This is a genomic window from Kribbella sp. CA-293567 (genome assembly GCF_027627575.1).
Taxonomy (GTDB): domain Bacteria; phylum Actinomycetota; class Actinomycetes; order Propionibacteriales; family Kribbellaceae; genus Kribbella.
On sequence record NZ_CP114065.1, the window covers coordinates 7064455 to 7089570 of the forward strand.

Consider the following 25116-nt stretch of genomic DNA (forward strand, 5'->3'; position numbering starts at 1 on the left):
GGAACGTCACAACTGGAACCTGGCATCGAGAAATGCCCTGTGACGGACTGGCTTCGGGAATTCCGGGCGGCGAGGGCCCGCGGCGCGGACCCTCGCCGGTACGGGTCTACTCGACCCGAGCCGCGTAGGAAGTGACCTCGGTCGGTGTCTCGAACTCGAGGAAATCAGGGGCGATCCAGGCTTCGCGCTGGGTAGTTTCCACCATGGTGTACTCCTTGCGTCGTGACGGGGGGCGCCGTCATGAGAGACCCGGCCCGGCAGGGCCGGGAGCTGCAAGATAAGACTTATGCAGAGACTTTTACTAGCCCCGTTCCGCGATTTGGAATGCGCATACCGCAGGAATTCGGGAATGTAAACCGGTCAGAGTGTTCCGGTCGCCAGTTGCAGCCCGAGGCTGCTGAGCGCCACGGAGATCCACAGCAGCGCGCCGAGCGCCAGCGGCCGCCAGCCTGCCTGCCGCAGCTCCCCGGGCCGCATCGAGAGGCCGATCGCGACCAGGGCGCAGGTGATCAGGAAGGTGCCGGTCAGCGCCAGGCCTTCCTGCCAGGCCTGCGGCACCATGCCGACGGTCCGCAGGGTGGCCGCCAGGATGAAGCCGACGAGGAAGAGCGGGACCATCCGCCGCCACGGCAGCTTCTGCTTCTGGTTCCGCGGGTCGTGCTTCTGGTTCTCGCGACGGGACTTGAGGATGACCAGGCCGATGACGATCGGGATCAGCATCAGGGACCGGGTCAGCTTGACGACCAGAGCCTGGTCGCCGGCCTCCTGGCTGTAGGTGTAGCCGGCGGCAACGACCGACGAGGTGTCGTTGATCGCGGTACCGGCCCACAGCCCGAACGCCTGCGCGTCGAGACCGAGCAGGTGACCCAGCGGCGGAAAGGCGAGGACGGCGACCACGTTGAAGGTGAAGATGGTTGCCAGCGCATAGGCGACCGAGGTCTTCTTCGCTCCGATCGCGGCCGTGGCAGCAGCGATCGCCGACGCGCCGCAGATCGCAGTACCGACGCCGATCAGGGTTTGGGTGTCCCCGCGCACTCCCAGCATCCGCCCGAACAGCCAGGCGCCACCGAGCGCGACCGCCAGCGTCCCGAGCATGACCGGCAGGGAGTCACCGCCGACACGGATCACTTGCTGAAGAGACAGCCCGGTCCCCAGTACGACGATCGACAGCTGCAGAAGCGTCTTGGAGGCGAACTCGTAGCCGGGGCGCGACCAGCTCCCGCGCAGCGACGGGACCAGCACTCCGGCCAGCACGCCGAGCACGATTCCGAACACCGGCCCGCCGATCACCGGGACCAGCCGCCCGAGCGGCACCGCGACGGCCGCCAGGGCGAGGACCACCAGCAAGCCGGGGACGCGCTCGATGAAATGCCGGCCGGGGACGGGCTTCGAGACGGCTCCGGCGTCGTTCGCAGCCGGTGACCTAACCTCGACGTGCACCACGAGCCGGTACCTCCTGACAAGAAATGTGCGTACATTTACGTTAGGAGATGACCGGACATTTGGCAACCCGGTACGACCAGAGAGGTCCCGATGAGCGAGCGCAAGCTGGATCGCAGTGGTGCACAGCCGCTGTGGAAGCAGCTGCAGCAGGAGCTGGTACGCCGGCTCCGGGCGGGCGAGTTCGACGACCTGTTCCCCGGCGAACTCGTGCTGGTCGAGGAGTACCAGGTCAGCCGGCACACCGTCCGCCAGGCGCTCGGCAAGCTCCGGGCCGACGGACTGATCGTCGCCGAGCGCGGTCGCCAGCCACGGGTCGCGACCTCCCCGGAGATCCGCCAGCCGATGGGGGCGCTCTACAGCCTCTTCTCCTCGGTCGAGGCGTCCGGCCTGACACAGCACAGCGTCGTACGGGCCCTGGACATCCGCGCCGACGGGGTGATCGCCACCAGGCTCGATCTGGAGGCTTCGATTCCGCTGGTCTATCTGGAGCGAGTCCGGTTCGCTGGGGACGAGCCGCTGGCCTTGGACCGCGTATGGCTGCCCGCGTCTCTGACGGAGGGGCTACTGGATGCCGACTTCAGTCACACCAGCCTGTACAACGAGTTGGCCGAGCGCACGGGACTGCGGCTCGACCACGGCCGTGAGGACATCCGCGCGGTCAACCCGACGCCGGCAGAGCGCGCACTGCTGCACTGTCCGGCCGACGCCGCGGCCTTCTCGATCAACCGGCTGGGGCATGCCCAGGGACGCAAGCTCGAGTGGCGGCACACCGTAGTACGGGGTGATCGCTTCGCGCTGGCAGCGGAGTTCTCCGCAGACGCCGGCTACCGCTTGGCTCCGTCGGCAGCCGGCGCCGCACTCTCTTAGCCGGCAGGGCTTACAAGGTGATCGATCGCAGGTGATCGACCACGGTGAACGTCGAGCCGGACGCTTCGACCGAGGCGCGGAGCTTGGCCAAGCCACCCCAGTCGACCGCCGGCTTGTCCAGCGGCTCGTCGAAGTCGTCCCAGTGGGTCGCTATCACGGTCTTCACCGGCTTGATCGTGCTGAGCAGCCGGTCGGTGACACCCGGCTCACCGCCGGGTGCTGCCAGCACCACGTCGACCTGCAGGTCCCGGAGCGAGGCCGGGTCGAAGCCGGCGGTGCTGAGGCTGAGGATGCGCCGCCCGCCGATCGTGATCACGTAGGCGAGCGTGCCGCCCTCCACCAGGTCCGCGATGGTCCGCGGCCGAGCCGGTACGACGGCCGGTCGCGTGCCGGGGAAGGCGAACTGGTGATGCTTCCCACCGCACGAGTGCACCGACCGGAACACCTCGACAGTGAACCCGTCGAACGGCAGATACTCCCCGCCGCTCACCTGCGACAACTGGTCGCCAGGAGTCCGCATCGCCCTCAGCAGGTTGAGGTGTGTCTCGTTCCCGAGCACCGTCGCTCCGGTCTTCCGTGCGACGTACGGCACGTCGGGGATGTGGTCGTAGTGCCCGTGGTGCACCAGCACGGCGTTCGCCGTACTCACATAGCGGTCGATGATCCTGGGCGAGCTCACCACTCTGGTCCCGGCGTCAGCGCCGGCCTGGGTATAGGTCCCGGTCTTGAACCTGGTCAGCCACGGGTCAGTCAGCACGACCGACTTGCCGCACCTGATCTCCCAGGAGTGGTTGCCCCACCAGGTGAACTTCACCGGCTCTCGCGGCGCTGCACTGACGGCCGCTTCCACACCGTCGGCGCCGCGCCAGCCGACTACGCCCGCAGCTCCTGCTGCGGCAGCCGCCGTCCCTGTCAGTACGCCTCTACGACTCAACGTCACGTCGTCTCCTCACTCGATCCGGACTCGCAGTCAAGGGGAGGCGACGACCTCATGTCGAATATGCTCTTACATATGCAGCGATGCACTGGTGATATCAACGCAGGTCAGGCGCATTATGCTGACTGAGCGGTATCTGCAGATCTTCGTGGCGCTGGCGGATGAGCAGCACTTCGGCGATGCGGCCCGGGTTGTCGGCATCACCCAGCCGCCGCTCTCGCAAGGGCTTCGGCGACTGGAGGCTATGGTCGGCGCCAAGCTGTTCGAGCGCGGCCTTGGGCAGGTGCAGCTCACTCCGGCCGGCGTTGCGCTGCTGCCGTATGCCCGCCGCGCCTTGGGCGCCATCGACGAGTTCCATCACGCTGCCGTGGCGCAGGACCCCGACGGCCAGGAGATTCGTCTCGGACTGGCCCCCGAGGTGCCTGCCTCAGTGGGCGCCGCAGTAGCGGCCGCCTGTGGTGAGGCAGTCCGGGGCAGCCGCGTCACGGCCGTCTCGGCCCCGACCAGCTCTCTCGTCAACCAGGTCTCCTCGAGCCGCCTAGCGATGGCTGTAGTGCTCCACCCGACCGTCCTAGACGGTCTGCAGGCAGGGCCGGTCACCCTGCTGAGGAGCTGGGCGCTAGTGCCGACGTCCTTCCATCCGGACGACGGTCAGCCGCTGCCGCTCCGCAAGCTCAGCGGACTGCCGATCGCAGTACGGCCTCGCCCTGAAGCTCCTGCTGCCAGGGATCTCTTCCTGGACACCATCGGCCTCCACCGGCCGAGCGGCGGCACAGTGGTCGTCACCGACGACCGAGCCGCGCTGGCGATGGTGGCGGCCGGTCAGGCGATCCTGGTGACGCCGGACGACTCATTGCAAGCAGCGGGAGTCGGCAGACACCGGCTGGTCGACGATCCGCTTCCGGTGCGCCTACGCCTCGTCTGGCCCCAATCCCGTACGCCGAACGCCCTGCCGCCCGAAGTCATGTCACAGCTGGCCCAGGCTCTGGTCGCGTCGTGACTGCCCGCATCCGCGCCACCTTCGACGACGCGGGCGCTCGTGGCTGGCTCCATGCCGTCTCGCTGGACCACCCGGACCAGACAGTCGACCTGGACGCCGACGCCGTCGTACCGATCGCCTCTGTCTACAAGCTCCCCCTCCTGGCCGCCTACTGCCACTTGGTCGACTCGCAGGAGCTGGACCCGCGAGAGCCACTGACTCTGCAGCCGGAAGACCGCATCCCTGGCGCTAGTGGTCTGTCGATCCTTCACGACCCAGTGACACTGTCTCTTCGCGATCTGGCCGTGATGATGATGGCCGTCTCCGACAACGCCGCGGCGGATGCCCTGCTCAACAAGGTTGGTGTGGAACGGCTTGCCGAGCTGTTGCGGTCGTTCGGCCTGCAACACACTTCAGTACGCCGTGGGGCCGCCGGGAACCTCAGCGAGCTGCGACGGCGTACAGGTGCCAGCGACGTGGACGCAGCGTTCGCAGTACTGGCGGACAACGACCAGACGGATCCAGTCGGCGTGTACGACGCTGCCGGGATGGCTGCTAGCAGCGGGAGGGACATGACCACGCTGCTGGCAGAGCTGTGGTCCGGGCGGCTGTTGTCGGACGAGCAGACGGCGTTCGCGCAGAAAGTCATGCAGCAGCAGGTGTTCTCGCAGCGGATCGCCTCGGGCTTCCCGTATGACGGCGTACGGGTCGCGGGCAAGACAGGGACCTTCGGCGCCCTCCGGCACGAGGTGGGAGTGGTCGTGATGCCCGGTGGCGACGCCTACGCCCTTGCGGTGTTCACGCATGCCGCAAGGGGCGACTATCGCCTGCCACGCGTCGACGCGGCCATCGGCGAGGCAGCACGTCTCGCCGTCGACCAGCTGCGCTGACGGTCTTGACTTCAAGTCCACTGGAACTGTTGGGATCAGCGGCATGACCTGGCAGACCGAATCGCTCGACCTCGACGCCTATCTGCGCCGCATCGACCACCCGCCGGTGGAAGCCACCGTCGACGCACTGCACAGCTTGCACGCCGCGCACGTCCGGGCGATCCCGTTCGAGAACGTGGACGTGATCCTGGGCACCCATCCTGGGATCGGGTTCGACGCGATCCAGCGCAAACTGGTGGGCCGGCAGCGCGGCGGCTACTGCTATGAACACGCCTTGCTGTTCGCCGCGGCACTGGAAGCAGTCGGCTTCGAGGTGGAGCGCCGCGTCGCCCGGGTCCAGCCGCACAGGTCAGGCCCGCGAACCCACATGCTGTTGCTGGTCAGGGCGGAAGGGCAGGAGTTCCTGGCGGACGTGGGCTTCGGCGCCGGCCTGCTGCACCCGATGCCGCTGAAGGACGGCGCCGTGGTCGACCAGGCCGGCTGGGACCACCAACTGACCGTCGAGGCAGGCGTGTGGACGCTCTCGAGACGAACGCCCGACGGCTGGGTCCCGCAGCACGCCTCCGGCGACGAGCCGCAGCGGCTGATCGACTTCCAGGTCTACCACCACTACGTCGCCACTCACCCCGACTCCCCGTTCAGCTCCAAGCTCGTGGTGATGCGACTGTCCGAAGGGATCAGCCGTCGTCTGGTCGGCCCGGAGCTCACCACGGAGTACGCCGACGGCCGCGTCGTCACCCGGAACGTGAGTACCGACGAGCTGCCCGGCGTACTGCGGGAGCTGGACGTCGTCCTCGACGCCGAGGAGATCGACCGGCTGGAACTGGTCCTCCCGCCGCGCCCGGTGTGATCGAGAACACGCCGCAATGGGCAATTGTCGGCGATACGGCCTAGCCTTCGGCCATGACTGAGTTCGAGCCCGACACCGAACTGGTGTCCCGTCTCTCGTTGCCCAGCCACGTGATCGTCCAGGTGGACGGCCAGTGGCGGCGCGGCTGGCTGATCGGCCGCGAGCACGAGGACACGGGATGGACCGGCACGGTGCAGTACGAGGACGACGACGGTGTCGAGCGGACGGAACGCCTTCCGGCGGACCGGATCGCGCTGCCGGAGCCGGACCGACCGACCGAGCACGCGAGCTGAGCAAGCGGTAGTTCTCAGAGGAGGAACACACAGGAAGGCCCCCGGGAGCATCCGGGGGCTTTCGTGTGTAACGACGTCGGGGCGCCTCGAGCGACGGGCGAGAACCCCGCCCCAGGCCCTTCGGGCGGTTGACCTGGGGCAGGATCCTCAGTGGCGTTACACACGGTGTATCGGCCGTTACCGGTCCGGCGTTACAGGTTTTCGCCAAGATTCCTGGTGGCGATCAGCCGCTGCGCCACATCGCGCAGTTTGATGTTGCTGTCCTGGGAGTAGCGGCGCAGTACGCCGAACGCCTGGTCGCCGGTCAGGTTGAACCTCTCCATCAGCATCCCCTGAGCTTGACCGATCAACTTGCGCGCCTCGATCGCCTCCCACAACGTCGCCTCGGTCCGCGCGTTGGCGACCGCGACCGCGGCGTGGTCGGCGTACACCTTGGCGACGACGGTGTCCCGGCTGGTGAAGCGGTCGGGAGTGGGGGCGTACAGGGTGAGCGCTCCGACCGTGCTCTCCGGCGTACGGAGTCGCACGCTGAGGGCGCTGCGCAGTCCCTGGACCGTCCAGGCCGGCCAGCGGGGGTCGGTGGTGACGTCGGCGCTCACGACGATCAGCTGGTCGTTGACCGCGACCAGGGTCGGGCCCTGGCCGACTTCGAACTGCCGCCGGTCGGCCTCCTCGGCCAGCGCGCCGGTGACAGCTTCGGAATCCAGCCCGCCACCTCGCTGAACCAGCACCACGCTCGCGTGGTCGACGCCGATCGCGGTGCGCGCGTAGGTCAGGAAACGCTCAACGGTCTGCTCGACATCGGGCTGCTCATAGAGTTCCAGCGCCATCCGAGCCAGCACCTGGGCCAGCTCGTCGTTCACCTCGCGGCCACCGGATGTGGCAGGGGAACTCTCACCGTGGGTCGTCCTCGTGGTCGGTGCGTTCATCGCGGGCGGCATGCGTGGCCGCCCGGCTGACTTCCCAACCGGGACAAACCCTACCGGGTGCTGCCGGAGCATCCGGTGGACCGGGGGCCTGATGGTGCCCGGACAGTCAGCGACCCCGGCGCACGCCTCTGAACGCCGGGGCCTGGAACGGCCGGCCTCTCGAGCGGTCGGCCACTCCTGGCACTCAGGTGCCCTTTCACCCGGTGGTCAATCCCCATCGGGGGTGAGGGCAACAGTTCAGAAGGTGATCGCGAGCAGCACCCGGCCGGACTCGGCGCCGCGGATGTCCAGCCCCTTGATCTGATCGCGATGGAGCTTGGTCGTGGTGGCCGGCTTCACCGTCGTACCGGGGGCTGCCGTCCAAGTCGCGAGCAGCGTGGCCTTGCCCGTGTCGTCGGTGACATAGAGCTCGTAGCCGCGGGCCCGCTCGCTCGGCGTGGCCAGTTCGTCGTACCGGCAGCTGATCTCGATGGTCGTCCCCCACGGCTCGTCCACCAGCCGAGCGTCGGCGGTCAGCTTGCTCGCGACCGTCTGGGCGAGCACCACGGTGTCGCCGGCCGGCTCGTCCTTGCCCAGCGTCCCTTGCAGGACGACGCCGGCCACGGCCGCGGTGGCGGCTGTCGCAGCCACCACCGCAGCCAGCCGGTACCGCTTGCGTCGCTGGTCCCGCTGCACACTGCGCACCAGGCCGGGCAGCAGGTTCGGAGGCGGGGCAGTGATCGTGGCCAGCGCCCGGTCGTCCGGCAGTACCGCCAGAGTCCCCGGTACGCCGGCCAGCGACGCCACCTCCGCCGAACACTCCGGGCAGGTGCGCAGGTGCTCCTCGTAGGCCCGCCGATCACTCGCCGACAGCGCCCCGAGCAGGTAGGCCGCGTCCCACTGCCGGTACGGGTCACTCATTCCTTGGTCACCCCCCTCTCCTGCAGCGCGAGCTTCAGCGCTCGCATCCCATAGTGCAGCCGCGACTTGACCGTGCCGGCCGGAATGTCGAGCTCCTTGGCGATGTCGGTGACCGTGCGGCGTCCGTAGTAGGCGCGCACGATCACCTGCCGATGGTCGTCCGACAGCTGGGCCAGCGAATCGGACACCAGCCACGCGTCCAGTACCGCGTTCGCGTGGTCGGCGCTCGGTCTCTCCGGCAGCTCGTCACTGGCCACCTCACGGGTGACCCGGGCACTGCGCCGGTCGTCGATGACGAGATTGCGCGCCACCGTGAACAGCCACGCCCGCGCCCCCGCCTCGTCCTCGGTCAGGATCTGCGGGCGCCGCCACGCCCGCAGCAGGGTCTCCTGGACGACATCCTCGGCGAACCGGTCGTCGCCGGTCAGCCGGACGACGAACCGCCACAACGAGGGAGCGTGCACGTCGTGCAGCTCCCGCAGCAGCGCCGCTCGATCGTCGGCCATCGGCACTCCCGTCCTGTCGTCGAGATGATCATCCTCCGGCCGCCCCGGGGTCACTCGGTCGCAGTTGCCAGCTGCCGTGCCTCCTGCTGCCTGAACACGGGCAGGCGCTCCACCGCCCAGGTCCCGGAGCCGAGAAACGCGATCAGCAGGAACGCGAACGAGAACAACGCCGCCTTCTCCCCACCGTTCTGCACCGGCAACAGCGCGTCGGCCTGATGAACGGTGAAGTAGGCGTAGGCCATCGACCCCGAACACAGCAGCGCGGCGTACCGGGTGCCGAGCCCGAGCATCACACACGCCCCACCGGCGAACTGGATCGCCGCCGCCCACCAACTCGGCCAGACCAGCGCCGCCACCCGCTCGGTCCCCAGCACCCCGAAGATCGCCGCCGCCCCATGACTGGCGAACAGAAACCCGATCACCACCCTGAAAACCGCCACCACCTGATCCTGCCAGCGCTCCAGCACACTCATGATCACTCCTCACGTGAACGGACGGGTCCACGCACCCCCACCCCCGGCTCCCCGGCAGCGACGATGCCCTCACCCCCGGAGAACGACCCACCACCCCATCCGGTTCAACACCCGGTGATCTCCCCACTACCCTCCGAAACCAGCAAACTCGCTGGTCTACCCATTCGCGATCCACCCCTCCCACCTGCCAGACTGTCCCCAACACACCCAGGGCCTCTAGCTCAATTGGCAGAGCAGCGGACTTTTAATCCGCGGGTTGTCGGTTCGAGTCCGACGGGGCCCACCCTGTACGTCGTACGCCCACGCCGGCTCCTTCGTCGCCTGCTCCCCACCCCCCGGCTACCTCGCTCCTTCGTCGCTCGTCCCGCCGCCGCGAAGGCAAGGCGTGTCGGGGCGCGCGTTTATCCATGGCGGGAGCGTCGACGAGTTATCCAACGGCGCCTTCCGGGCGTGTGGCTACGCGGCGTCGCAGTGATCCCATCGAACTTCCCCGCCCGGCGCGACAGCCCGAGAGGTTTCAGGCAGAGCCGGGCGCGGCTCCTCGACCGATTTGTCCCAACCCAGCCCGCGAACGTACCGCCAACTGCGGCCTCGGTGACAGCGACGGCGACGGCGACGGTGACGGTGACGCGAAGTACGGGTGCGGTACGGGCAGAGACGCGACGGCGACAACTCGTACTGTCGCGACACATTCAACGGGCAGGCGCGAGCCTGCTCGAAACATCTCTCTCGGAGGACTGATGAAGGCACGTGCACTGGGGGCACTGGTAGGAGTCGCAGTGATGGCGAGCGGGGTGTTGGTGGCAACTCCGGCGCATGCCGTCTCGGCGTCGGTGACCTCGCCGGACGGCGGGGCGTTCGGGCGGGTGTACATCGCGGCCAGCGAGGCCTACACCCTGGTCGTCGACGACCAGAGCTGTGACGCGCGAGGGGCGACGCTGCACTACAGGGCTTCCATCGTCTGGCAGACGCTCTCGGACAGCAGTTGCCACGGAGGCGATGTCGTCGAGGGGCCCTTCATGTCGACGGACCGGATCGACTTCTATGTGTGCAATACGAACACGCGCACCGGTTACAAGAGTTGTTCGTCGACGAAAACTATCCGCATCTGAGCAACGCGACACCTGGAGTCGCAACCTGCTGCCCGGTCCGCGGACGAGCGAACATTGTCATGCACCTCCGCTCCTGGCGTCGGCCGGGCAGGTCACAGGTAGAGCAGAAAACAGAAGCGCTGCCACTGCGTGTCTAGATCGATCCCGTCAGGCCACATCTCGCGGGCATTGGTGAGTAGCAGCGCAAGGTCGGCGTACGGGGTCGGCGACGCCGAGACGGTCCAGGTCCAATCAGTCAAGCCACACCCAAGGTGTCGGGTCGATGAAGATCTTCGGCAGGCAGAGGTCGCTGTGGCGGTTGGTCAGTCGGTCGGCAGGACCGTGAGGTCGATCGTGTCGCGCTGTTTGACCCCTTTTGGAGGGCTGGATTCTGTGTCGTGCACTGTCCGCACTTGAAGTGGGTTTTCAGGCGGTGTACGACACTCGCGTGCGGCCACGGAGGATCAGGCCTGGCCGGAGTTCGTCCCGTGGCGGACATCCACCCCCTGTTCGGCGAATGCCTTGAAGTCCTGCATGTGCTGTCGCGACTGCTTGCGGAACGAACCGGGCATCACAAGGCCCACCAGCCGCATCAGCAATCCGTCGAACCGAAACTCGCTCTCGCTCTCCCACAGCGTGGTGTCCGGACCGGTTTCGAACAGCCGGTCGCGCTGGGCCTGCCACATGCCATCGGCGGCAATCTCGCGTTCGTAGTGCACGACGACCGAGCTGGGTACTGCGTGCAGGTCCGCGGGCTCTAGGCGTGTAATGGTCTCGGTGGCCTCCATCCGCTGCTTGCCCAGCTGGAACACGACCCGCGAGGTGGTGCCGACCTGGCCGTGCGCACCATTCAGTGGCTCGTGCATCACCAGGCCCCGCAGCCACTTCGGCGTCTGGGCGGGGTCGACGATCAGCTGGAGCACTTCGGCGCGAGGCAGGGCGATCTCGATCGAGGTGGTGTACTTCATCGCGCGTCCCCGGTTGGCAGGTAGAACGCGGTAGTGGCCTCGACCGCCGCCGCGACAAGGTCCGGTTCGCCGCCGCCGGCCAAGTGAGCCTCGCCCCAGGCTGCAGCGCTGCGCCGGCTGAACTCGTGTCCGGCAGGCGATGCTTGGAACGTCTCGTGATCAAGAACCTCACCGTCGCCTAGGAACCTGGCGAGGGCGAGGAGGTGCAGGTCCCAGCCGACGCCGCCGGCACCGGGGCCGTAGATGGGAAACATAGGCTCTCCGACGGCCGCGGCGTGGACCAGCTCGAACTCGGTGCCCCCGGCCGAATCAGGAGACAGGCGTACCTCGACCTCGCTCGTGCCTGGCCACTCGTCAGCCCCGGGCCCGAACATCCAGGACACCCGCAGCAGGCGCGGCGGCTCGCAACGGAGGATCTCGCCGTGCTCGCCGCCGTCCAGCTCGAAGGCCCCGCCGAGACGTAGGTCGCCGGTGACTGGCTTCATCCAGCGACTCAGACGCTCGGGGCTGGTGATCGCCTCCCACACGTCGTCGAGGTGCGCGTCGTAGCGACGCCTCAGCTCCATGGTGTACGCCGCACCGGCGGGCAGGGTCGCCGTACCCATCTTCCGGCGAGCGGCGGCCAGTTCGTCGAGTACGTCCTTCATCGTCATGGCTCCGTCCGTCAGGGGATTTCCTCGTGCCTAAGCTTCTTCGCCGAGCCTGGTCGGCTGGCCGGGTCGCCGAGGACATCGAACGCGTGCACGGAACCACTATATACCAGGGCTCACTTATATAAGCCTTGACTGGGGTAACCCGAATATCCCCTTCGCGGCGCCCGGGCGCGTCGCACAGGCCCGACCCCGCGGAACCGCAGGAATCGTTGCCAGCCGCGGCGCGATCCGACAGACTGCCCCTCCGACAAGGGGGTGGGGCCCATGGGGGGCCAAGAGTTCGGGGACACCGCAGGAGACCGCGTCCTGATCGTCCTGCTCGTGATCGGCGGGCTGATCGCCGCAGCCGGCGTTCTGTTCGTGATCGCTATGGTGCTGGCGGGGATCTATGAGTACCGGAAGCCGCTCGCCATTGCCGGCAGCATTCTGCTGACCGCGGGAAGCCTGGTTGGGTTCATTGCCGGAGGCGGGCAGTGGTACGTCGTCGGCATCTTCGCGGGCATCGCCTTGACCGTGGGCGCGTTCTCTCTCTGAATACAGCGAAGGGCCCGACTACCGCGGTCGGTGCCCTTCGCTATGTTCCGGGCCGGTGGTTGAGGATTCACAGCGTGCCGCGAAACCCCGCTAACCGGGTTCAGCCCATCCAGGTACAGCGTCGGGTAGTTGAATGCGCGTGGAACGCATCCTGGTTCGTCCGGGATCGCCCCCCATGAGCCTGCTTGGGCGGAAAGTGTCTGTGGTGCCGGGTCGGCGACAGGCCGGTCGAGACTCAACGGAGGACCGGCCGTTGCAGCGGATCTTCACGTTGGTTGCTCAGGTCACCTAAATATTGGTGGCTGTTAGCAACAGTTCTAAGGACTCGCGGGTGATCGGGTGCGCCAGCAGGTCGGGCACGCCTCGGTCGGTGGCGTCGGCCTGGTCCGGATCGGCCGGGTCGAGGGATTCGCAGATGGTGTTGTAGGTCCAGTTGAGCCAGGCCGTGGTGGCGCAGGCGAAGGAGGAGAGATTGAGGGTGGGCCAGGTGCCGGTGGCTTCGAGGTAGCCGTCGCGGAAGGCGGTGGCGGCTTGGGGGTTGGAGGTGGGGCGGAGGGTCCATTGGCAGAGGGCCATGCCGATTTCGAGGGCCGGGGTGAGGGGGCCGGCGAAATCCCATTCGGTAATGACGAGATGGTCGTGGTGGCCGATGCGGACGTGTTCTGGAATGACGTTGCTGTTGCAGAGGATGAGGTCGGTGGGGTCGACGTTTGGTTCGATTCGGCGCAGGTCGGTCAGTACAGGCAGGGTTTGGGCGAGTTGGTCGGCCCAGGGCTTTTGAGCGGACCGGGCTCGGGCGAGGAGGTCGGTCCAGTCGGCGTCGGACTTATGGGTCGTCAGGTACCAGTTGATCGGGAGTTCGCTTGGGATGGCCAGCGCGTGCAGTTTCCCGTACGCCGTACCGACGCCGCGGGCCACTGCCAAAGGTGTCGGCAGCACGGGCGATGGACCGACCTCGATCCATTCGTGGACCCGCCAGTTCTGGTCTTGCACCGTCTCGATCAAACAGCCTCGTGGACTGCGGACGGGAGTTGGAGCGGCAACCCCGACGGCGACCGCCGCGTCGCGAAGCCGGGCGCCGAGCTCGGCTTGCTCGTTCGTGATCCAGTCGAAGACGGTGACGGCCAGCCAGCGGCCGCGGTCGGTCACGAGTGACCAGCAACGGCCCATCGGCGTGAACGAAACAGGCGACGCAGTACCGGTGACGGCGCCGAGGTCGAAGGTGGAAGCCAACGCTTCGGCGAGGCCCGCCGGAGCAACCGGTACGGCGTTGGCGCGCCGCTCGACCTCGGACTTCAGTTCGGCCCAGTCCCGCATCCCGTACTCCGCTGCCAGCGCCCGCTGCGCATCGGTCAGCGATGCCGCCGGACTCGATTCGCGGAGCGCGGCCAGCAGGTCCTTGGCCTCTTTGCGCAGGAATCCCAGGCTCGGCTTGTCAGGCAGAAATCTCACAACGCATCCTCTCGCGCCTGGACTCGCACAGGCCACAAGGAGCACGATGCCCTGGCCGGTGAGTGGATCAACGGGGTGGCTTCCAGCCTTCCGGCGAGTCTCGGCGCGGCCCCAACCACGCTGCGCAAGACGTTAGCCGAACCTCCGCAACCCGGTCAACGGACGCAGGCCCGCAACAAGATGCTGGGATTGGACTCAAGCCAGTCAGTCGGTGAGGTCGCCGAGGATGAGTCCTGTCAAGGCCGCGCTTGCGTCGGCGGCGGTGGTGCGGCCGGAGGTGAGTTCAGCGGCCAAGGCTTCGGCGGCGCCGAGGAGACCGATGCAGCGGAGCCGGAGAGTTGCCAGAGGCAACGATGAGTACGGCGTGAGCGCACGCGCCATCGTTCCTACGTACTCCGCGTCGAGCGCCTGCTGCGCCGCTTCTGTCTCCGGATTGCCTTTGAGCGCAGCGGAAAGCGCGCCGGACTCGGGGAGGTCGGTGACGCAGGCGAAGTACGCCGTACTCATCACTCGAGCGGTTGCGGCGACGGTGGGGTCGGCGGCCGCCAGAGCTTTGTCCAGTGCGGTTCGGTGGTGCTCGTCGAGCTGCCGGTAGAGCGCCAGCAGGAGGCCTGCGCGGGTGCCGAAGTGGTCGTAGACGATCGGCCTGCTGACCCCGGCTGCCTCTGCCAGCGTCACCAGGGTGAGGCCGTCGGCGCCTCGCCGGCGGACCACGCCGAGGGCAGCGTCGAGCAACTGCTCGCGGCGAGCGTCCTTGGAAAGCCGGATCATCGTTCTCCCTTGAATCTGACCTCCACTCTAGGCTACAAAGTGTAGGTTACAAAATGTAGCTACGAGAGGGAGCGTTCAGATGAAACCCGTACTGGTCCTCGGCGGATCCGGCCAAGCAGGCGCCGACACCACTGCCCTGCTGCGGCGATGGCATCCCGACCTGCCGCTGACGATCGCCGCGCGCAATCTCGAACGCGCTCAGCGAGTAGCGGACGACCTTGGTACCGCGACCGTCGTCACCGTCGATCTCGGGCGTAGCGATCTCGGCCTGCCGGCCGGCGCCACTTACTCAGCAGTGGTGGCGTTGCTGCGCGACGAAAGCTACAACGCCTTGCGGTACGCGCAGGACCATGAACTGCCGTACTTCGGTATCTCCAGCGGCCCGGTCGAGATCGCGCCGGAAGTTGTCGCGGTGGCCCACCGCCCGACCGCGTCTCCGGTCATGCTCGCCAGCCACTTCTTCGCCGGAGCTGTCGTGCTCGCTGCGCTGCAGGCGACTGGGGAGTTCAGCCGCGTCGACAGCATCCGCGTCAGCGCCGTACTTGACGAGCAGGACATCGGCGGCCCGGCAGCCCTGGCCGACCTCGAGCGTTGGGCGGCGATCACCTCGGCAGGACTGGTACGCCGCGACGGCGCCTTCACCTGGTTGCCTGACACCGAGACGGCAGCCGAGGTGGAGCGCAGGGACGGGTCCACTCTCCCCGGCCAGACCGTCGCCGTGCTCGACGTACCGAGTCTCGCGTTCGCGACCGACGCGGCCAACGTCCAACTCGACTTCGCCGTCAATCCGGCGGATGCCCTTGACGGCTCCCAGCCGGCCGCGGAACTCCGCATAGACCTGACAGGAACCGACCAAGCCGGCGCACCGCTCCGGACCACTCACTTCCTCACCCACTCAGCAGGTCAGCGCCCGCTGACCGCGGTGGGTATCGCCCTCGGCGTCGAACGCCTACTTGCCCTCCGCGGCGCTTCGGTCCCCCCAGGCATTCACACCCCCGAGTCCCTGATCGACCCGGCCTACGCCACCGCGCGGCTTCAGGAGGCAGGCGCCGAGTTCGTGGAGGCGGCCGTCGTCAGGTGAGTCGTTGTGTTACCACTGATGGATGGTGGATGAAGAAGGCGGGCGCCGGGAGTTGCTGGCAGATGTGCCTGGCGCCGGGGCGGCGGGTGGGTCCGAGAGCCTGACGACGGTACTGGTCGCGTTCGTTGCCAATGTGCTGATCGCGATCGCGAAGTCGGTGGCGGCCGTACTGACCGCGTCGGCGTCGTTGCTGGCCGAGGCAGCCCACTCCTGGGCCGATGCGGGCAACGAGATCTTTCTGCTGATCGCCAATCGCCGGGCGCACAAACCCGCCGACGAGCTGCATCCGCTCGGGCACGGGCGGGAGGCGTACGTCTGGTCGTTGTTCGCCGCCCTCGGACTGTTCGTCGCGGGCGCCGCGGTCTCGATCACCCACGGCGTCCAGGAACTCATCTCGCCGGAGCCGGCCGAGCGCTTCGCCATCGGGTACGTCGTCCTCGGGGTCGCCTTCGTCCTGGAAGGGATCTCCTTCCTGCAGTCCGCCCGGCAGGCTCGCGCCGAGGCGAACACGCTCGACCGGGATCTGATCGAGCACGTCCTCGCGACCTCCGACCCGACTCTCCGGGCGGTGTTCGTGGAGGACGCTGCCGCGCTGGCCGGTCTGCTCATCGCCGGCGCCGGCCTGCTCGCACACCAGCTGACCGGTTCCTCGATCCCCGACGCCATCGGCTCGATCCTCGTCGGTCTGCTGCTCGCCTGGGTCGCACTGCTGCTGATCAACCGCAACCGCAGGTTCCTGGTCGGCCAGGAGGCCGATCCGAAGGTCCGGCAAGCCGCCCTGCAAGCTCTCCTGGCGGCGCCGGAAGTTGCCCGGGTCACCTATCTCCGGCTCGAGGTGGTCGGCCCGCGGATGATCTCGGTGATCGGCGACGTCGACCTCACCGGCGATGACGACGAGTCCCACGTGGCCGTCCGCCTCCGCGCCCTGGAGGCCAGGATCAGCGCTTCCCCCGCCGTGGCCGGCGCAGTACTGAGCCTCTCCGCCCCCGACGAACCGAGCCTCGGTGCCTGACGTCCCGCACGCTGTCCGGCAGGCCGTCGAAGGCGCTGAGATCTTGACAGCGGAACAGCTCACCGGCGGCTTCGCCAACCAGACCTGGCGAGTACGGCTGACCGGCCGGACCGTGATCGTGAAGTTCGCCGAGGACGATCAACCGGGTGTGTTCGCCACAGAGGCCGCAGGTCTCGCCGTACTCCGGGCCGAGGGTCTCCGAACCCCCGACGTCATCGGCGTGACCGACCACTCGCTGACGTTGCAGGCCCTTGAGCCGGCCCCGCCCGGAAGCAACCAGTTCTGGGAGGCTGCCGGACGAGCCGTCGCGGCCCTGCACACGAAGACCTCGCCGCGGCACGGTTGGCCGGCGGACGGCTGGCTGGGCCGGCTCCCGCAGGAGAACGCGTGGGACACCAACGGACGGCGGTTCTTCGCGACCAACCGAGTACTGCGCTACCTCCGCGAACCGAAGGCACAAGAGGTTCTCACCGCCTCCGACCGCACCGGGATCGAGAAGCTCTGCGCCCGGTTTCCCCAGTTGCTCCCTGAGGCCCCGGCCGTGCTGACGCATGGCGACCTCTGGAGGTCGAACGTGATCGCCACCGCCGACGGGCTTCCGGTCTTCATCGACCCGGCGGTGAGCTGGACCTGGGCGGAGGTCGATCTCAGCATGATGTTCTGCTCCGGCGGCGTACCGGAGCGGTTCTTCGCGGCGTACCACGAACTGCGTCCACCCGAGCCCGGATGGCAGCAGCGGATGCGGCTGCTGAACCTGCGCGAGCTGCTGAGCATGGTCGCCCACTTCGGGGCGATCGGGGACTGCCTCGCGCAGATCAGGGGCGTCGTCGCGGCCTATCGGTAGGGGTCGTCGGCGGGCAGCCAGCAGGTGGAGAGGTCGGCGCAGAGGGCTGGGACGTCGTCGGTCAGGGCGTGGATGCTCGACTGGATCGCAGCTCGTGGATCGGACCTGCGGGAGATCAGCGACCAGGTCCAGTACGGCGCCGGGTCGACGACCGGGCGTTCGATCAGGTCGGGCGGGGTCGGCGTGGTGGTGCGCTTGGGGTTGTTGAGCACCGGACGGCGGAGGCGCCGGACGTGTTCGTGGAACGCGGGTCCGGTGAGCCCGCCGTCATCGACGTACTCGAGGCGGGCACCGCTGGCGTGGGCCCACTCCTCCGCATAGTCGTTCCACGACGACCAGGTCGCGAGGTCGGCGTCGACCAGGACGACGACGTCCTTCGCCCGGACCGGTGAGTCGTCGGAGCCGGGCGCCACGGCGTACAGGCGGTCGGCGCCGATGAACCGAGCCTCCAGGCCCTGCTCGGTCAGGGCCGGTGTCTTGATCCACGCGATCGCGAGGTCGACGCTGCCGTCGGCCACCCGCGCGGCCTGGGTGTGGGACGGCAGGACCCAGGCGTCGATCCGCAGTTGCGCGATCCCCGAAACCCGGGTGAGCAGGTCCGGCGGGTGCCAGCTGACGTAGCCGAGACGGACCGGTTCGGCCTTCGAGAGCCCGGCAGCGGAGCGGCGGAGCTCGTCGGCCTGCTTCAGCAGCTCGCGGGCCGGTGCCAGCAGCGCCTCGCCGGACGCCGTCAGGGTGACCGAGCGACGGTCGCGATCGAACAGCCGGAGGCCGAGGTCGCGCTCCAGCGCCTTGATCTGCTGGGACAGCGAAGGCCCCGCGATGTGCAGGGTGGCGGCGGCGCGACCGAAGTTGAGCTCCTCGGCGACCGCGACGAAGTACCGCAGCTGCCGCAGTTCCATGGGCTGATCGTAGGCGTTGCCTCTCAGCAGGGAGAGAACAAGTCGTGGAAAGCCGGCCGGCGCCGAGCCACCATCGAGTCAACGGAGAACGATCGCTCTCCCTGATCCCGGAAAAGAGCAGCACAGTGAGCACGCAGAAAGTCGCAGTCGTCACCGGAGCGTCCCAGGGCATCGGCGCCGGCCTGGTCACCGCCTACCGCAAGCTCGGGTACGCCGTCGTGGCGAACTCGAGATCCATCCAGCCCTCCGACGACCCGTTCGTCCTGACCGTCCCCGGCGACGTCGCCGTTCCGGGCGTCGGCAAGGAGATCATCCGGCAGGGCCTGGCCGCCTTCGGCCGGATCGACACCCTCGTCAACAACGCCGGGGTGTTCATCGCCAAGCCCTTCACCGACTACACCGACGAGGAGTTCGACCTCGTCACCGGCGTGAACCTGCGCGGCTTCTTCGAGGTCACCCAGGCCGCGGCCAAGGCGATGCTGACCCAGGAGGGCGGCCACATCGTCAACGTGTCGACCAGCCTGGTCGAGCACGCCAACGTCAACGTACCGTCCGCGTTCGCCTCGCTGACCAAGGGCGGCCTGAACGCCGTCACCAAGTCGCTGGCGATCGAGTACGCCGCCCGCGGCATCCGCGTCAACACCGTTGCCCTCGGCATCATCCGGACGCCGATGCACCCGGAGGAGACGCACCAGGCGCTGGCCGGCCTGCACCCGGTCGGCGAGATCGGCGAGGTCTCCGACGCCGTCGGTGCCGTCACCTACCTCGAGGACGCGCCCTTCGTCACCGGCGTCATCCTGCACGTCGACGGTGGCCAGAGCGCCGGCCACTAGTTCCCGCTCCGGGCGGGCGGTCCTCCCACTGCCCGCCCACCCGAGAAAGCGATCCGATGAACAGCACCTCGAGGAGCCCCGAACATGAACACCACCAGCACTCTCACCAGCCTGCTCGACCAGTGGAAGACGGGGATCGCCGCCCACGATTCGGCCGCCGTGGCCAAGCTCTTCACCGATGACGCGATCTTCCAAGGCCTGCGTCCCTACACCATCGGGCCGGTAGGCGTAGCGGAGTACTACGAATCGCAGCCGCTGGGCCTGACAGCCGACTACGACCTGCTGGAGACCAGGCAACTGAGCGACGACCTGGTGCTGGGCTATCTCGAGGTCGCCTTCTCGTTCGTCGACCGGCCGACCGTCGAGGTCTTCCTCAGCATCGTTGCCCGCCGCAACGACACCGGCTGGAAGCTCGACCACTACCAGGTCTCCAAGCTGGCCTAACCACATGGTGTTCAGCCAACTCTAATGCCTTATCGGTACATTTCTCATTAGGTTCAGCTGTTGATTTCTGAACTACTTAATGCCTACAGTCACTCCATGAGCATGCAGCCGACTGCCGGGGAGCTGATCGCGGACGGGTTCGCGATGGGTGGGGAGCGGCTGGTCGCGCTCGATCTGGTCGACACCGAGCTGCTGGCCGTCGATCCGCCGGTGGATCTGATCGGAACGCCCGAGCAGCTGGCCAGGTGGTGGGCGCTTCAGCAGGTGCGGTTGCCTGCGGGACCGGTCCCGGACGGTACGGCGGTGCGCCGGTTGCGGACCGCCGTACGTGAGCTGCTCGGTTCACACCTGGAGGGCCGGGAGCCTTCGGCGACCTCGGTCGACGACGTGAACGCTGCCGCGGCCGGTGCGCCGCAGAGTCTGCGACTGGCCGCGACCACGGACGGGCTGCGGGTGGCGACGCGCTGGCATCCGGAGTACGGCGGGAACGCGGCGCTGGCGATGATCGCGCGCGAGACGATCGAGCTGATGGCCGACGCGGCCGGGTTGAGCCGGCTCAGGCGGTGCGCCAACCCGAACTGCTCGATGCTGTTCCTGGCCGAGCACAAACGACGCCAGTGGTGCGTCGGCAGCGTCTGCGGCAACCGGACCCGGGTCGCCCGCCACTACGAGAAGACGAGGCGATCATGACCGGCTTCCATGAAGGCGAACTGGCGGTTCAGGCCAAGGCCGGGGTCGCCCACGACGCTTCCCGGCTGGAGGGGATGCTGCGGCCGGCGTCGCTGGAGGGTGGCGCGAAGAAGTTCCTCGCGCAGCGCGATTTCGTCGCGATCACGGCACGCGACAGCGACGGAAGGTTGTGGACGACGGCGATGTCCGGACCACTCGGCTTCCTCGACTCGCGGGACAGCACCTTGACGATCCGTACGGCGCCCGGCGCGGGCGATCCGCTGCACGGCGTACCGGCCTGGCAGCCGGTCGGCGTGCTGGTGATCGACCTGGCGCTGCGGCGACGGGTGCGGATCAACGGCGACCTGGTTCGCAGTACCGGGGGTGAGCTGGAGATCGCGGCTGAGCAGGCGTACGGGAACTGCCCGCAGTACATCCATCCGCACGAGGTGACGCAGCCCGCGTCGAGTCTGCCGGTCGTCACCGACGGGACGCTCGGGGCCGCGGAGACGGCGCTGATCGAGGGTGCCGACACCTTCTTCCTCGGCACCGCGCATCCGACCCGCGGCACCGACACCTCGCACAAGGGCGGCGAGCCGGGCTTCGTCCGGGTCGAGGGCGGAGACCTGGTGTGGCCGGACTTCCCGGGCAACAACATGTTCAACAGCCTCGGCAACATCTCGGTGGACCCGGCGGCGGCGTTGCTCTTCCTCGACTTCGCGACCGGTACGGCGTTGCACCTGTCCGGTACGGCGACGATCGACTGGGACGCCGACGGCGAGACCGGCCGGGCCGTCCGCTTCCACCCGACCCGCGCGGTACTCAACAGCTGGGGCTGATGCAGCACCGGAGAACCACGTTGTCCTTGATGGGCGCAGCGCGCAGTCAGCCGGGGGTGATGCCGAACCGTGCGCGGACCTCGCCGACCCTCGGCGTACCGTTGAAGCCGAGCGAGCCCGCCGCGACCACGATCGCAGGATCCTGGGTGGTGTACTTCTGCGGCGTGGACCAACGGTCCAGCAGGTCAGGGGAGGCGGCGAAAGCCCGCAGCAGGGTCTCCATCACGTTCTCGGCCTCGGCCTTGGTGTCCACGTCGAGCACGACAGTGCCTCGCTGCCAGCCGCCACCGAACTGTTCGCTGCAGTCCCAGTGAGCCGACGCCACGCCATCGACCGAGTTCGCCACTGCCGCGAAGGCCTTCTCGCACTGGGACGCCTTGCTCGAACACGCTACCGCGAACGGCAGCAGAAGCAGCGCGACGACCATGGTCGCCCCCTGCCTGACTCGCTTCGACACTGTGTCCCCTGAACCGCCGTAATGGGTGGCGGAAGTCGCCGATCCCCAACGCTAGGCGGTCAGCTCGTCAACGCTCTGCCCGTACTTCGCCCGTACCTCTCGTCACGGTTCGGAGGCACGAAGTGCGCCCAGGGCAGCAGTGGCTTCAGCTTGGAGGAGGTCGAAGCCGCACGTGGCAGCGATCGACTCGGCCTCGGCAGCGAGCTCGAGCGCGGAGACCTGATTCCCGGTGTGGTGCAGGGCCGTGGCCAGGGTGAGCAGCGCCTCCGTCTCGACGTACGGGTAGAAGCCGCGGGCGATCTTGAGGCACTTCTCGCCGTACCTGATCGCCGCCGCGGTATCGCCGAACACGAGATGGGCCTGAGCGACGGTCGCGACGGTCTGTGCCTGCGCTTTGCGGTCGCGACCGGCAATCGCGAGGTCGTGCGCGCGCAGGGCCAGTTCCAGGGCGGTGGCGCCTTCGCCGCGCTGCAGGTGCAGCCGGGCCAGCTCGTCCAGCGTCGACAACTCACCGCGCGGGTAGGACTCCTGCCGGTAGGCGTCCAGCACGTCGCCCAGTAGGTCCGCGGCACGGTCGATCTGGCCCAGTTGACGTAGCGCACTCGCCAGATTCCCCTGAACGATCAGCGGGGACGCCGGGCGGCCGATTCCCTTGCTCTGGAGGGCCTCGGCGAAGAGGTCGGCGGCCTCGCCCACCCTGCCCTGGTAGAGGCGCGTCATCCCGAGGCCGTTGAGAGCGATCGCCCGGACATGGCTGCACGACTCGTCCTGGGTCCACTCGATGGAGCGGCTCATCCAGTGGTCGGCCTCGCGCAGGGTCCCTCGCTCGAGGTGGTGCCAGCCGACCTGGTGGGCTGTGTAGCCGGCTGCCGCGGTCCAGTCGACGGCGACAGCGAGGACATGACCGGCCAGCGAGTCCGCCAACGAGTCGTCGTCGCGGCCGGCGGCTGCCAACGCCTGGCTGCGACAGATCAGCATCGCCACCTGCGCGACTTCGTCGCCGGCCTCGATCGCGGCCGCGCTACCGGCCTGGGCCACCTGCATCCAGCCGTCGGCCTCGCGGCACATCAGGAAGTGGCCACGGAGCTGGTCGGCGATCCGCCAGGACAACCGCGGGTCGCCGGAGGCCTCGTCCGTCACCACCGCCACCAGCGCACGCAACTCGTCACCCAGCCAGGTGAGGGCAGCCTCTTCCGATGCGAAGAACCTGTCCGGCTCGCCGTGGGTCTCGAGCCGGACGAGTTTCGGGTAGGCCCAGTCGGTCGCGGCCGTGACCGCTTCGGCGTACCAGGAGTGCAACCTCGTCCGGGCAGCGTCGGCCTCGCGGTCCTCGGCCAGCAGGCGGCGGGCGTACAGACCGAGCAGGTCATGGAACCGATAGCGATTCTTGGTGTGCTGCAGCAGCATGTTCGCCTCGAGCAGGTCCTCGAGGATCCGTTCGGCGTCGACGGCGGGCAGGCCGAGCAGGATCGCGGTGCTGTCGGCACTGAAGTCGTCGCCGGGATGCAGGCTGCAGAGCCGGAACGCTCGCTGGGCGTCGGGTCCGAGGTCGGCGTAGCTGAGCTGGAAACTGTTGAGCACGCTGGATTCGCCGAGGCTGAGCTCGGACAACCGACGGTTGCTGTCGTCGAGCCGGCGGGCCAGGTCGGCGACCGTCCACTCGCGGCGGGTCGCGAGCCGCGCGCCGGCGATGCGAAGCGCGAGCGGAAGGCGGCCACACGCCTCCGCGAGCGCCGCCACGTCCTCCGCGAGCGCGTCCAGCGATCGGGCGGTGGAGGTGATCAGCTGAGCCGCATCGGCGTGGGCAAGCGGTTCGAGATCGACGACCTCCGCCGCTACCAGATCCGGTAGTCGCCGTCGGCTGGTCACGATCACGTCGCTCCGGCCGGCGCCCGGCAGCAGGGAACGGACCTGTGCCGCGTCCTGAGCGTTGTCGAGCAGCACGAGGACGCGCCGGTCGGCGAGCTCGCTGCGGAACAGCGCGGCCGCCTCCGCCTCGGTGCTGATCCGCCTGGTGGGCACTCCGAGAGCACGGAGGAACCGGCCCAGTACCTGCAGCGGCGCCGGGGCGACAGCGTCCGCGCCGCGGAGGTCGGCGTACAGCTGGCCGTCGGGGTACTCCGCGTGGAGGTGATGGGCGGCGGTGAGCGCGAGCGCGGTCTTGCCGACGCCGGCGATGCCGTTGACGAGAACGGCTCGCGACGAGACAGCGCCCGGTCGCCTGAGCGCTCCGCAGATCGTCGCCAGCTCTTCGACGCGGCCGACGAAGTCCGGGGGTGCCGAGGGTGTCTGCTGGACGACGACCTGTTGCGGAGAGCTCTGCCGGCGGAGAACTGCCAACTGCACCGCACGCAGCCGCTCACCCGGATCGATGCCGAGCTGGTCGGCGAGCGCCTCGCGGATGCGTTCGTACGCCGCCAGCGCCTCGGCCTGCCGCCCGGCCGCCGCGAGGGTCTGGATCAGCTCCGCGTGCAGCGGCTCGTCGAGCTCGTGCCGCGACACAGAGCCCCGCAGGGCTTTCAGAGCCCGCTCCGGTACGCCGACCTCGCGGGCCAGCGCGGCGTACGCGCGAACGGCCTCGGCGTGCTCGTTCGCAATGCTCAGGTGGAGTGGATCGGCCGCCTCGGGGTCGCCACGCCAGAGCGCCAGGGCGTCCGCGAGCCCGGCCAGCGCGGTTTCCGGATCGGCGTCGGCGGCCTTCGCGACGAGCTCGCGGAACGCCAGCAGGTCCAAGGTCTCGGGAGTCGCTTCCAGCCGGTAGCCGGTCGGGCTGCTGACGATCGCCGGGCCGGACGCACCACCCGACTCCAGCAGTCGGCGTAGCCGGGCGATCCGGGTCCGCAGCAGGGCGCCCGCGTGGGCCGGTGGGTGCTGCGGCAGGAGAAGCTCGGCGAGCTCGCGCTGACCGACCGTCGTACCGGCGGCGAGGGCGAGGTGGAGGAGAAGGCTGCGCTGCGGCACCGAGTTGATGGTGAGCGGCGCATCGCCGTACCGGATTTCCAGCGGACCCAGGACGCCGATCCACAGCGCGCCGGTGGTGGGCGCGGCGGGCGAACGGTGGGACCTGGCCGCGGCGTGCAGCTTGCCCGCGTCGTCGCTGCCGAGCGCGAGAACCGCGGCGATGGCGTCGACCGAGTCCGGTTTCGGGCTCCTGGTCCGGCCCTGCTCCAGGTCACGGATCGCCGCCGTACTGAGTCCGGCGCGGTCGGCCAGCTCGCGTTGGGTCAGGTCCGCCTGCCACCGGAGGGATCGCAGCAGCTCGCCGAGCCGGCCCGGCGGCCCGTGGGCAGGCGCATCACCCGCGAAGTCGTGGGGAGACCGTCCGGACACGGTCCGTACCTTACCGTCATCGACGGCTCACCGCAGGCCGCCCGGACCGCAGATCATTGCGTCAGGCAACAGTGCGGACGAGCTCGGCGAACGCTCTCTAGCGCGGGCAGAGCTCGTCGCTCTGCCCGTACCTCGCCCGTACTCGCGGCAGGCCCGCGAAGCGGTACGG

General features: G+C 68.5%; 29 protein-coding genes and 1 tRNA gene. 15 read left to right on the forward strand and 15 right to left on the reverse strand.

All coding sequences use genetic code 11. The features are described from left to right. Positions 1-106: 106 nt before the first annotated feature. Positions 107-205 (reverse strand): pyrroloquinoline quinone precursor peptide PqqA, encoded by a 99-nt coding sequence (gene pqqA / locus OX958_RS32745; protein WP_270134112.1) that lies wholly within the window; start codon positions 203-205, stop codon positions 107-109. Between the two features lie 155 nt (positions 206-360). Next, the gene (locus OX958_RS32750) at positions 361-1443 is read right to left on the reverse strand and encodes a YeiH family protein (protein WP_270134113.1); all 1083 of its coding nucleotides are present in this window, start codon (positions 1441-1443) and stop codon (positions 361-363) included. A gap of 90 nt (positions 1444-1533) precedes the next feature. Between OX958_RS32750 and OX958_RS32755 the strand changes: the two genes are divergently transcribed. After that, positions 1534-2310 (forward strand): GntR family transcriptional regulator, encoded by a 777-nt coding sequence (locus tag OX958_RS32755; protein ID WP_270134115.1) that lies wholly within the window; start codon positions 1534-1536, stop codon positions 2308-2310. 10 nt (positions 2311-2320) lie between these two features. On the opposite strand, the gene OX958_RS32760 is transcribed toward OX958_RS32755, so the two are convergent. Next, positions 2321-3250 (reverse strand): MBL fold metallo-hydrolase, encoded by a 930-nt coding sequence (locus OX958_RS32760; protein WP_270134116.1) that lies wholly within the window; start codon positions 3248-3250, stop codon positions 2321-2323. Between the two features lie 115 nt (positions 3251-3365). Here OX958_RS32760 and OX958_RS32765 point away from each other — a divergent pair, with 115 nt between their 5' ends. Genes OX958_RS32765 through OX958_RS32780 form a run of 4 tightly spaced genes read left to right on the forward strand, consistent with a single transcriptional unit; the run spans position 3366 to position 6259 of the window. After that, positions 3366-4247: a LysR family transcriptional regulator gene (locus OX958_RS32765; protein ID WP_270134117.1), complete on the forward strand. Its 882-nt coding sequence runs from the start codon at positions 3366-3368 to the stop codon at positions 4245-4247. After that, a complete protein-coding gene (locus OX958_RS32770) occupies positions 4244-5116 on the forward strand; it encodes a serine hydrolase (RefSeq protein WP_270134119.1) in 873 nt (290 codons plus the stop codon). The genes OX958_RS32765 and OX958_RS32770 overlap by 4 nt, the downstream gene beginning before the upstream one ends. Positions 5117-5159: 43 nt before the next feature. Further along, positions 5160-5966 (forward strand): arylamine N-acetyltransferase family protein, encoded by an 807-nt coding sequence (locus OX958_RS32775; RefSeq protein ID WP_270134120.1) that lies wholly within the window; start codon positions 5160-5162, stop codon positions 5964-5966. Between the two features lie 53 nt (positions 5967-6019). Beyond that, positions 6020-6259, forward strand: a complete 240-nt coding sequence (locus OX958_RS32780) for a hypothetical protein (protein WP_270134122.1) — start codon at positions 6020-6022, stop codon at positions 6257-6259. Between the two features lie 191 nt (positions 6260-6450). Here the strand turns inward: OX958_RS32780 and OX958_RS32785 are convergent, their stop codons facing one another. From OX958_RS32785 to OX958_RS32800, 4 genes are all read right to left on the reverse strand, one after another. Next, a complete protein-coding gene (locus OX958_RS32785) occupies positions 6451-7122 on the reverse strand; it encodes a GAF and ANTAR domain-containing protein (RefSeq protein WP_270134125.1) in 672 nt (223 codons plus the stop codon). Between the two features lie 303 nt (positions 7123-7425). Continuing rightward, on the reverse strand, positions 7426-8088 hold the full coding sequence (locus OX958_RS32790) for an anti-sigma factor family protein (protein WP_270134126.1): 663 nt from the start codon (positions 8086-8088) through the stop codon (positions 7426-7428). Then, positions 8085-8594, reverse strand: a complete 510-nt coding sequence (locus tag OX958_RS32795; RefSeq protein WP_270134127.1) for a sigma-70 family RNA polymerase sigma factor — start codon at positions 8592-8594, stop codon at positions 8085-8087. Before OX958_RS32795 ends, OX958_RS32790 begins: the two co-directional genes overlap by 4 nt. Before the next feature lie 50 nt (positions 8595-8644). Next, positions 8645-9067: a DoxX family protein gene (locus OX958_RS32800; RefSeq protein ID WP_270134129.1), complete on the reverse strand. Its 423-nt coding sequence runs from the start codon at positions 9065-9067 to the stop codon at positions 8645-8647. A 210-nt stretch (positions 9068-9277) separates the two neighbouring features. On the opposite strand from OX958_RS32800, the gene OX958_RS32805 reads away from it, so the two are divergent. Together OX958_RS32805 and OX958_RS32810 are read left to right on the forward strand one after the other, a co-directional pair. Further along, positions 9278-9350, forward strand: a tRNA-Lys gene (locus tag OX958_RS32805). A gap of 499 nt (positions 9351-9849) precedes the next feature. Then, a complete protein-coding gene (locus tag OX958_RS32810) occupies positions 9850-10179 on the forward strand; it encodes a hypothetical protein (RefSeq protein ID WP_270134130.1) in 330 nt (109 codons plus the stop codon). Between the two features lie 92 nt (positions 10180-10271). On the opposite strand, the gene OX958_RS32815 is transcribed toward OX958_RS32810, so the two are convergent. The 3 genes from OX958_RS32815 to OX958_RS32825 form a co-directional block, all read right to left on the reverse strand. Next, positions 10272-10418: a hypothetical protein gene (locus OX958_RS32815; protein ID WP_270134131.1), complete on the reverse strand. Its 147-nt coding sequence runs from the start codon at positions 10416-10418 to the stop codon at positions 10272-10274. 204 nt (positions 10419-10622) lie between these two features. Continuing rightward, entirely contained in the window at positions 10623-11126 is a 504-nt protein-coding gene (locus tag OX958_RS32820; RefSeq protein WP_270134132.1) for an SRPBCC family protein, read from the reverse strand. Further along, positions 11123-11773 (reverse strand): SRPBCC family protein, encoded by a 651-nt coding sequence (locus tag OX958_RS32825; RefSeq protein WP_270134133.1) that lies wholly within the window; start codon positions 11771-11773, stop codon positions 11123-11125. The genes OX958_RS32820 and OX958_RS32825 overlap by 4 nt, the downstream gene beginning before the upstream one ends. A 270-nt stretch (positions 11774-12043) precedes the next feature. Between OX958_RS32825 and OX958_RS32830 the strand changes: the two genes are divergently transcribed. Next, a complete protein-coding gene (locus tag OX958_RS32830) occupies positions 12044-12313 on the forward strand; it encodes a hypothetical protein (RefSeq protein ID WP_270134134.1) in 270 nt (89 codons plus the stop codon). Positions 12314-12601: 288 nt separating this feature from the next. On the opposite strand, the gene OX958_RS32835 is transcribed toward OX958_RS32830, so the two are convergent. Both OX958_RS32835 and OX958_RS32840 read right to left on the reverse strand, forming a co-directional pair. After that, positions 12602-13765, reverse strand: coding sequence for a hypothetical protein (locus OX958_RS32835; protein WP_270134135.1), 1164 nt, complete (start codon positions 13763-13765; stop codon positions 12602-12604). Between the two features lie 204 nt (positions 13766-13969). After that, a complete protein-coding gene (locus OX958_RS32840) occupies positions 13970-14536 on the reverse strand; it encodes a TetR/AcrR family transcriptional regulator (protein ID WP_270134136.1) in 567 nt (188 codons plus the stop codon). Between the two features lie 79 nt (positions 14537-14615). Here OX958_RS32840 and OX958_RS32845 point away from each other — a divergent pair, with 79 nt between their 5' ends. From OX958_RS32845 to OX958_RS32855, 3 genes are read left to right on the forward strand one after another with little or no spacing between them, the layout of a single operon-like run. Then, entirely contained in the window at positions 14616-15617 is a 1002-nt protein-coding gene (locus OX958_RS32845; RefSeq protein WP_270134137.1) for a saccharopine dehydrogenase, read from the forward strand. 22 nt (positions 15618-15639) lie between these two features. Next, a complete protein-coding gene (locus OX958_RS32850; RefSeq protein WP_270134138.1) occupies positions 15640-16629 on the forward strand; it encodes a cation diffusion facilitator family transporter in 990 nt (329 codons plus the stop codon). A gap of 43 nt (positions 16630-16672) precedes the next feature. Further along, a complete protein-coding gene (locus OX958_RS32855) occupies positions 16673-17473 on the forward strand; it encodes a fructosamine kinase family protein (protein WP_270134140.1) in 801 nt (266 codons plus the stop codon). On the opposite strand, the gene OX958_RS32860 is transcribed toward OX958_RS32855, so the two are convergent. Then, positions 17464-18375: a LysR family transcriptional regulator gene (locus tag OX958_RS32860; protein WP_270134141.1), complete on the reverse strand. Its 912-nt coding sequence runs from the start codon at positions 18373-18375 to the stop codon at positions 17464-17466. The genes OX958_RS32855 and OX958_RS32860 overlap by 10 nt on opposite strands. 125 nt (positions 18376-18500) lie before the next feature. Here OX958_RS32860 and OX958_RS32865 point away from each other — a divergent pair, with 125 nt between their 5' ends. The 4 genes from OX958_RS32865 to OX958_RS32880 all read left to right on the forward strand — a co-directional run bounded on the left by OX958_RS32865 (position 18501) and on the right by OX958_RS32880 (position 21160). Then, on the forward strand, positions 18501-19208 hold the full coding sequence (locus tag OX958_RS32865; RefSeq protein ID WP_270134142.1) for an SDR family NAD(P)-dependent oxidoreductase: 708 nt from the start codon (positions 18501-18503) through the stop codon (positions 19206-19208). Positions 19209-19292: 84 nt separating this feature from the next. Further along, complete coding sequence (locus OX958_RS32870) at positions 19293-19652, forward strand: nuclear transport factor 2 family protein (RefSeq protein WP_270134143.1); 360 nt, start codon at positions 19293-19295, stop codon at positions 19650-19652. Positions 19653-19748: 96 nt separating this feature from the next. Continuing rightward, positions 19749-20342 (forward strand): CGNR zinc finger domain-containing protein, encoded by a 594-nt coding sequence (locus OX958_RS32875; protein ID WP_270134145.1) that lies wholly within the window; start codon positions 19749-19751, stop codon positions 20340-20342. Next, entirely contained in the window at positions 20339-21160 is an 822-nt protein-coding gene (locus OX958_RS32880) for a pyridoxamine 5'-phosphate oxidase family protein (protein ID WP_270134147.1), read from the forward strand. The genes OX958_RS32875 and OX958_RS32880 overlap by 4 nt, the downstream gene beginning before the upstream one ends. A gap of 46 nt (positions 21161-21206) precedes the next feature. Here OX958_RS32880 and OX958_RS32885 read toward each other — a convergent pair whose 3' ends face one another. Together OX958_RS32885 and OX958_RS32890 are read right to left on the reverse strand one after the other, a co-directional pair. After that, positions 21207-21617 (reverse strand): hypothetical protein, encoded by a 411-nt coding sequence (locus OX958_RS32885; protein ID WP_270134148.1) that lies wholly within the window; start codon positions 21615-21617, stop codon positions 21207-21209. Positions 21618-21719: 102 nt separating this feature from the next. Then, positions 21720-24947: a BTAD domain-containing putative transcriptional regulator gene (locus OX958_RS32890; protein ID WP_270134149.1), complete on the reverse strand. Its 3228-nt coding sequence runs from the start codon at positions 24945-24947 to the stop codon at positions 21720-21722. Positions 24948-25116: the final 169 nt, after the last annotated feature.

Excerpts from the sequence above, each read along its gene's own strand:
- pqqA (WP_270134112.1), bottom strand. The coding sequence starts at position 205 with ATGGTGGAAACTACCCAGCGCGAAGCCTGGATCGCCCCTGATTTCCTC.
- OX958_RS32755 (WP_270134115.1), top strand. The coding sequence starts at position 1,534 with ATGAGCGAGCGCAAGCTGGATCGCAGTGGTGCACAGCCGCTGTGGAAG.
- OX958_RS32765 (WP_270134117.1), top strand. The coding sequence starts at position 3,366 with ATGCTGACTGAGCGGTATCTGCAGATCTTCGTGGCGCTGGCGGATGAG.
- OX958_RS32775 (WP_270134120.1), top strand. The coding sequence starts at position 5,160 with ATGACCTGGCAGACCGAATCGCTCGACCTCGACGCCTATCTGCGCCGC.
- OX958_RS32780 (WP_270134122.1), top strand. The coding sequence starts at position 6,020 with ATGACTGAGTTCGAGCCCGACACCGAACTGGTGTCCCGTCTCTCGTTG.
- OX958_RS32790 (WP_270134126.1), bottom strand. The coding sequence starts at position 8,088 with ATGAGTGACCCGTACCGGCAGTGGGACGCGGCCTACCTGCTCGGGGCG.
- OX958_RS32795 (WP_270134127.1), bottom strand. The coding sequence starts at position 8,594 with ATGGCCGACGATCGAGCGGCGCTGCTGCGGGAGCTGCACGACGTGCAC.
- OX958_RS32800 (WP_270134129.1), bottom strand. The coding sequence starts at position 9,067 with ATGAGTGTGCTGGAGCGCTGGCAGGATCAGGTGGTGGCGGTTTTCAGG.
- OX958_RS32810 (WP_270134130.1), top strand. The coding sequence starts at position 9,850 with ATGGCGAGCGGGGTGTTGGTGGCAACTCCGGCGCATGCCGTCTCGGCG.
- OX958_RS32820 (WP_270134132.1), bottom strand. The coding sequence starts at position 11,126 with ATGAAGTACACCACCTCGATCGAGATCGCCCTGCCTCGCGCCGAAGTG.
- OX958_RS32825 (WP_270134133.1), bottom strand. The coding sequence starts at position 11,773 with ATGAAGGACGTACTCGACGAACTGGCCGCCGCTCGCCGGAAGATGGGT.
- OX958_RS32830 (WP_270134134.1), top strand. The coding sequence starts at position 12,044 with ATGGGGGGCCAAGAGTTCGGGGACACCGCAGGAGACCGCGTCCTGATC.
- OX958_RS32840 (WP_270134136.1), bottom strand. The coding sequence starts at position 14,536 with ATGATCCGGCTTTCCAAGGACGCTCGCCGCGAGCAGTTGCTCGACGCT.
- OX958_RS32845 (WP_270134137.1), top strand. The coding sequence starts at position 14,616 with ATGAAACCCGTACTGGTCCTCGGCGGATCCGGCCAAGCAGGCGCCGAC.
- OX958_RS32850 (WP_270134138.1), top strand. The coding sequence starts at position 15,640 with ATGGTGGATGAAGAAGGCGGGCGCCGGGAGTTGCTGGCAGATGTGCCT.
- OX958_RS32860 (WP_270134141.1), bottom strand. The coding sequence starts at position 18,375 with ATGGAACTGCGGCAGCTGCGGTACTTCGTCGCGGTCGCCGAGGAGCTC.
- OX958_RS32870 (WP_270134143.1), top strand. The coding sequence starts at position 19,293 with ATGAACACCACCAGCACTCTCACCAGCCTGCTCGACCAGTGGAAGACG.
- OX958_RS32875 (WP_270134145.1), top strand. The coding sequence starts at position 19,749 with ATGAGCATGCAGCCGACTGCCGGGGAGCTGATCGCGGACGGGTTCGCG.
- OX958_RS32880 (WP_270134147.1), top strand. The coding sequence starts at position 20,339 with ATGACCGGCTTCCATGAAGGCGAACTGGCGGTTCAGGCCAAGGCCGGG.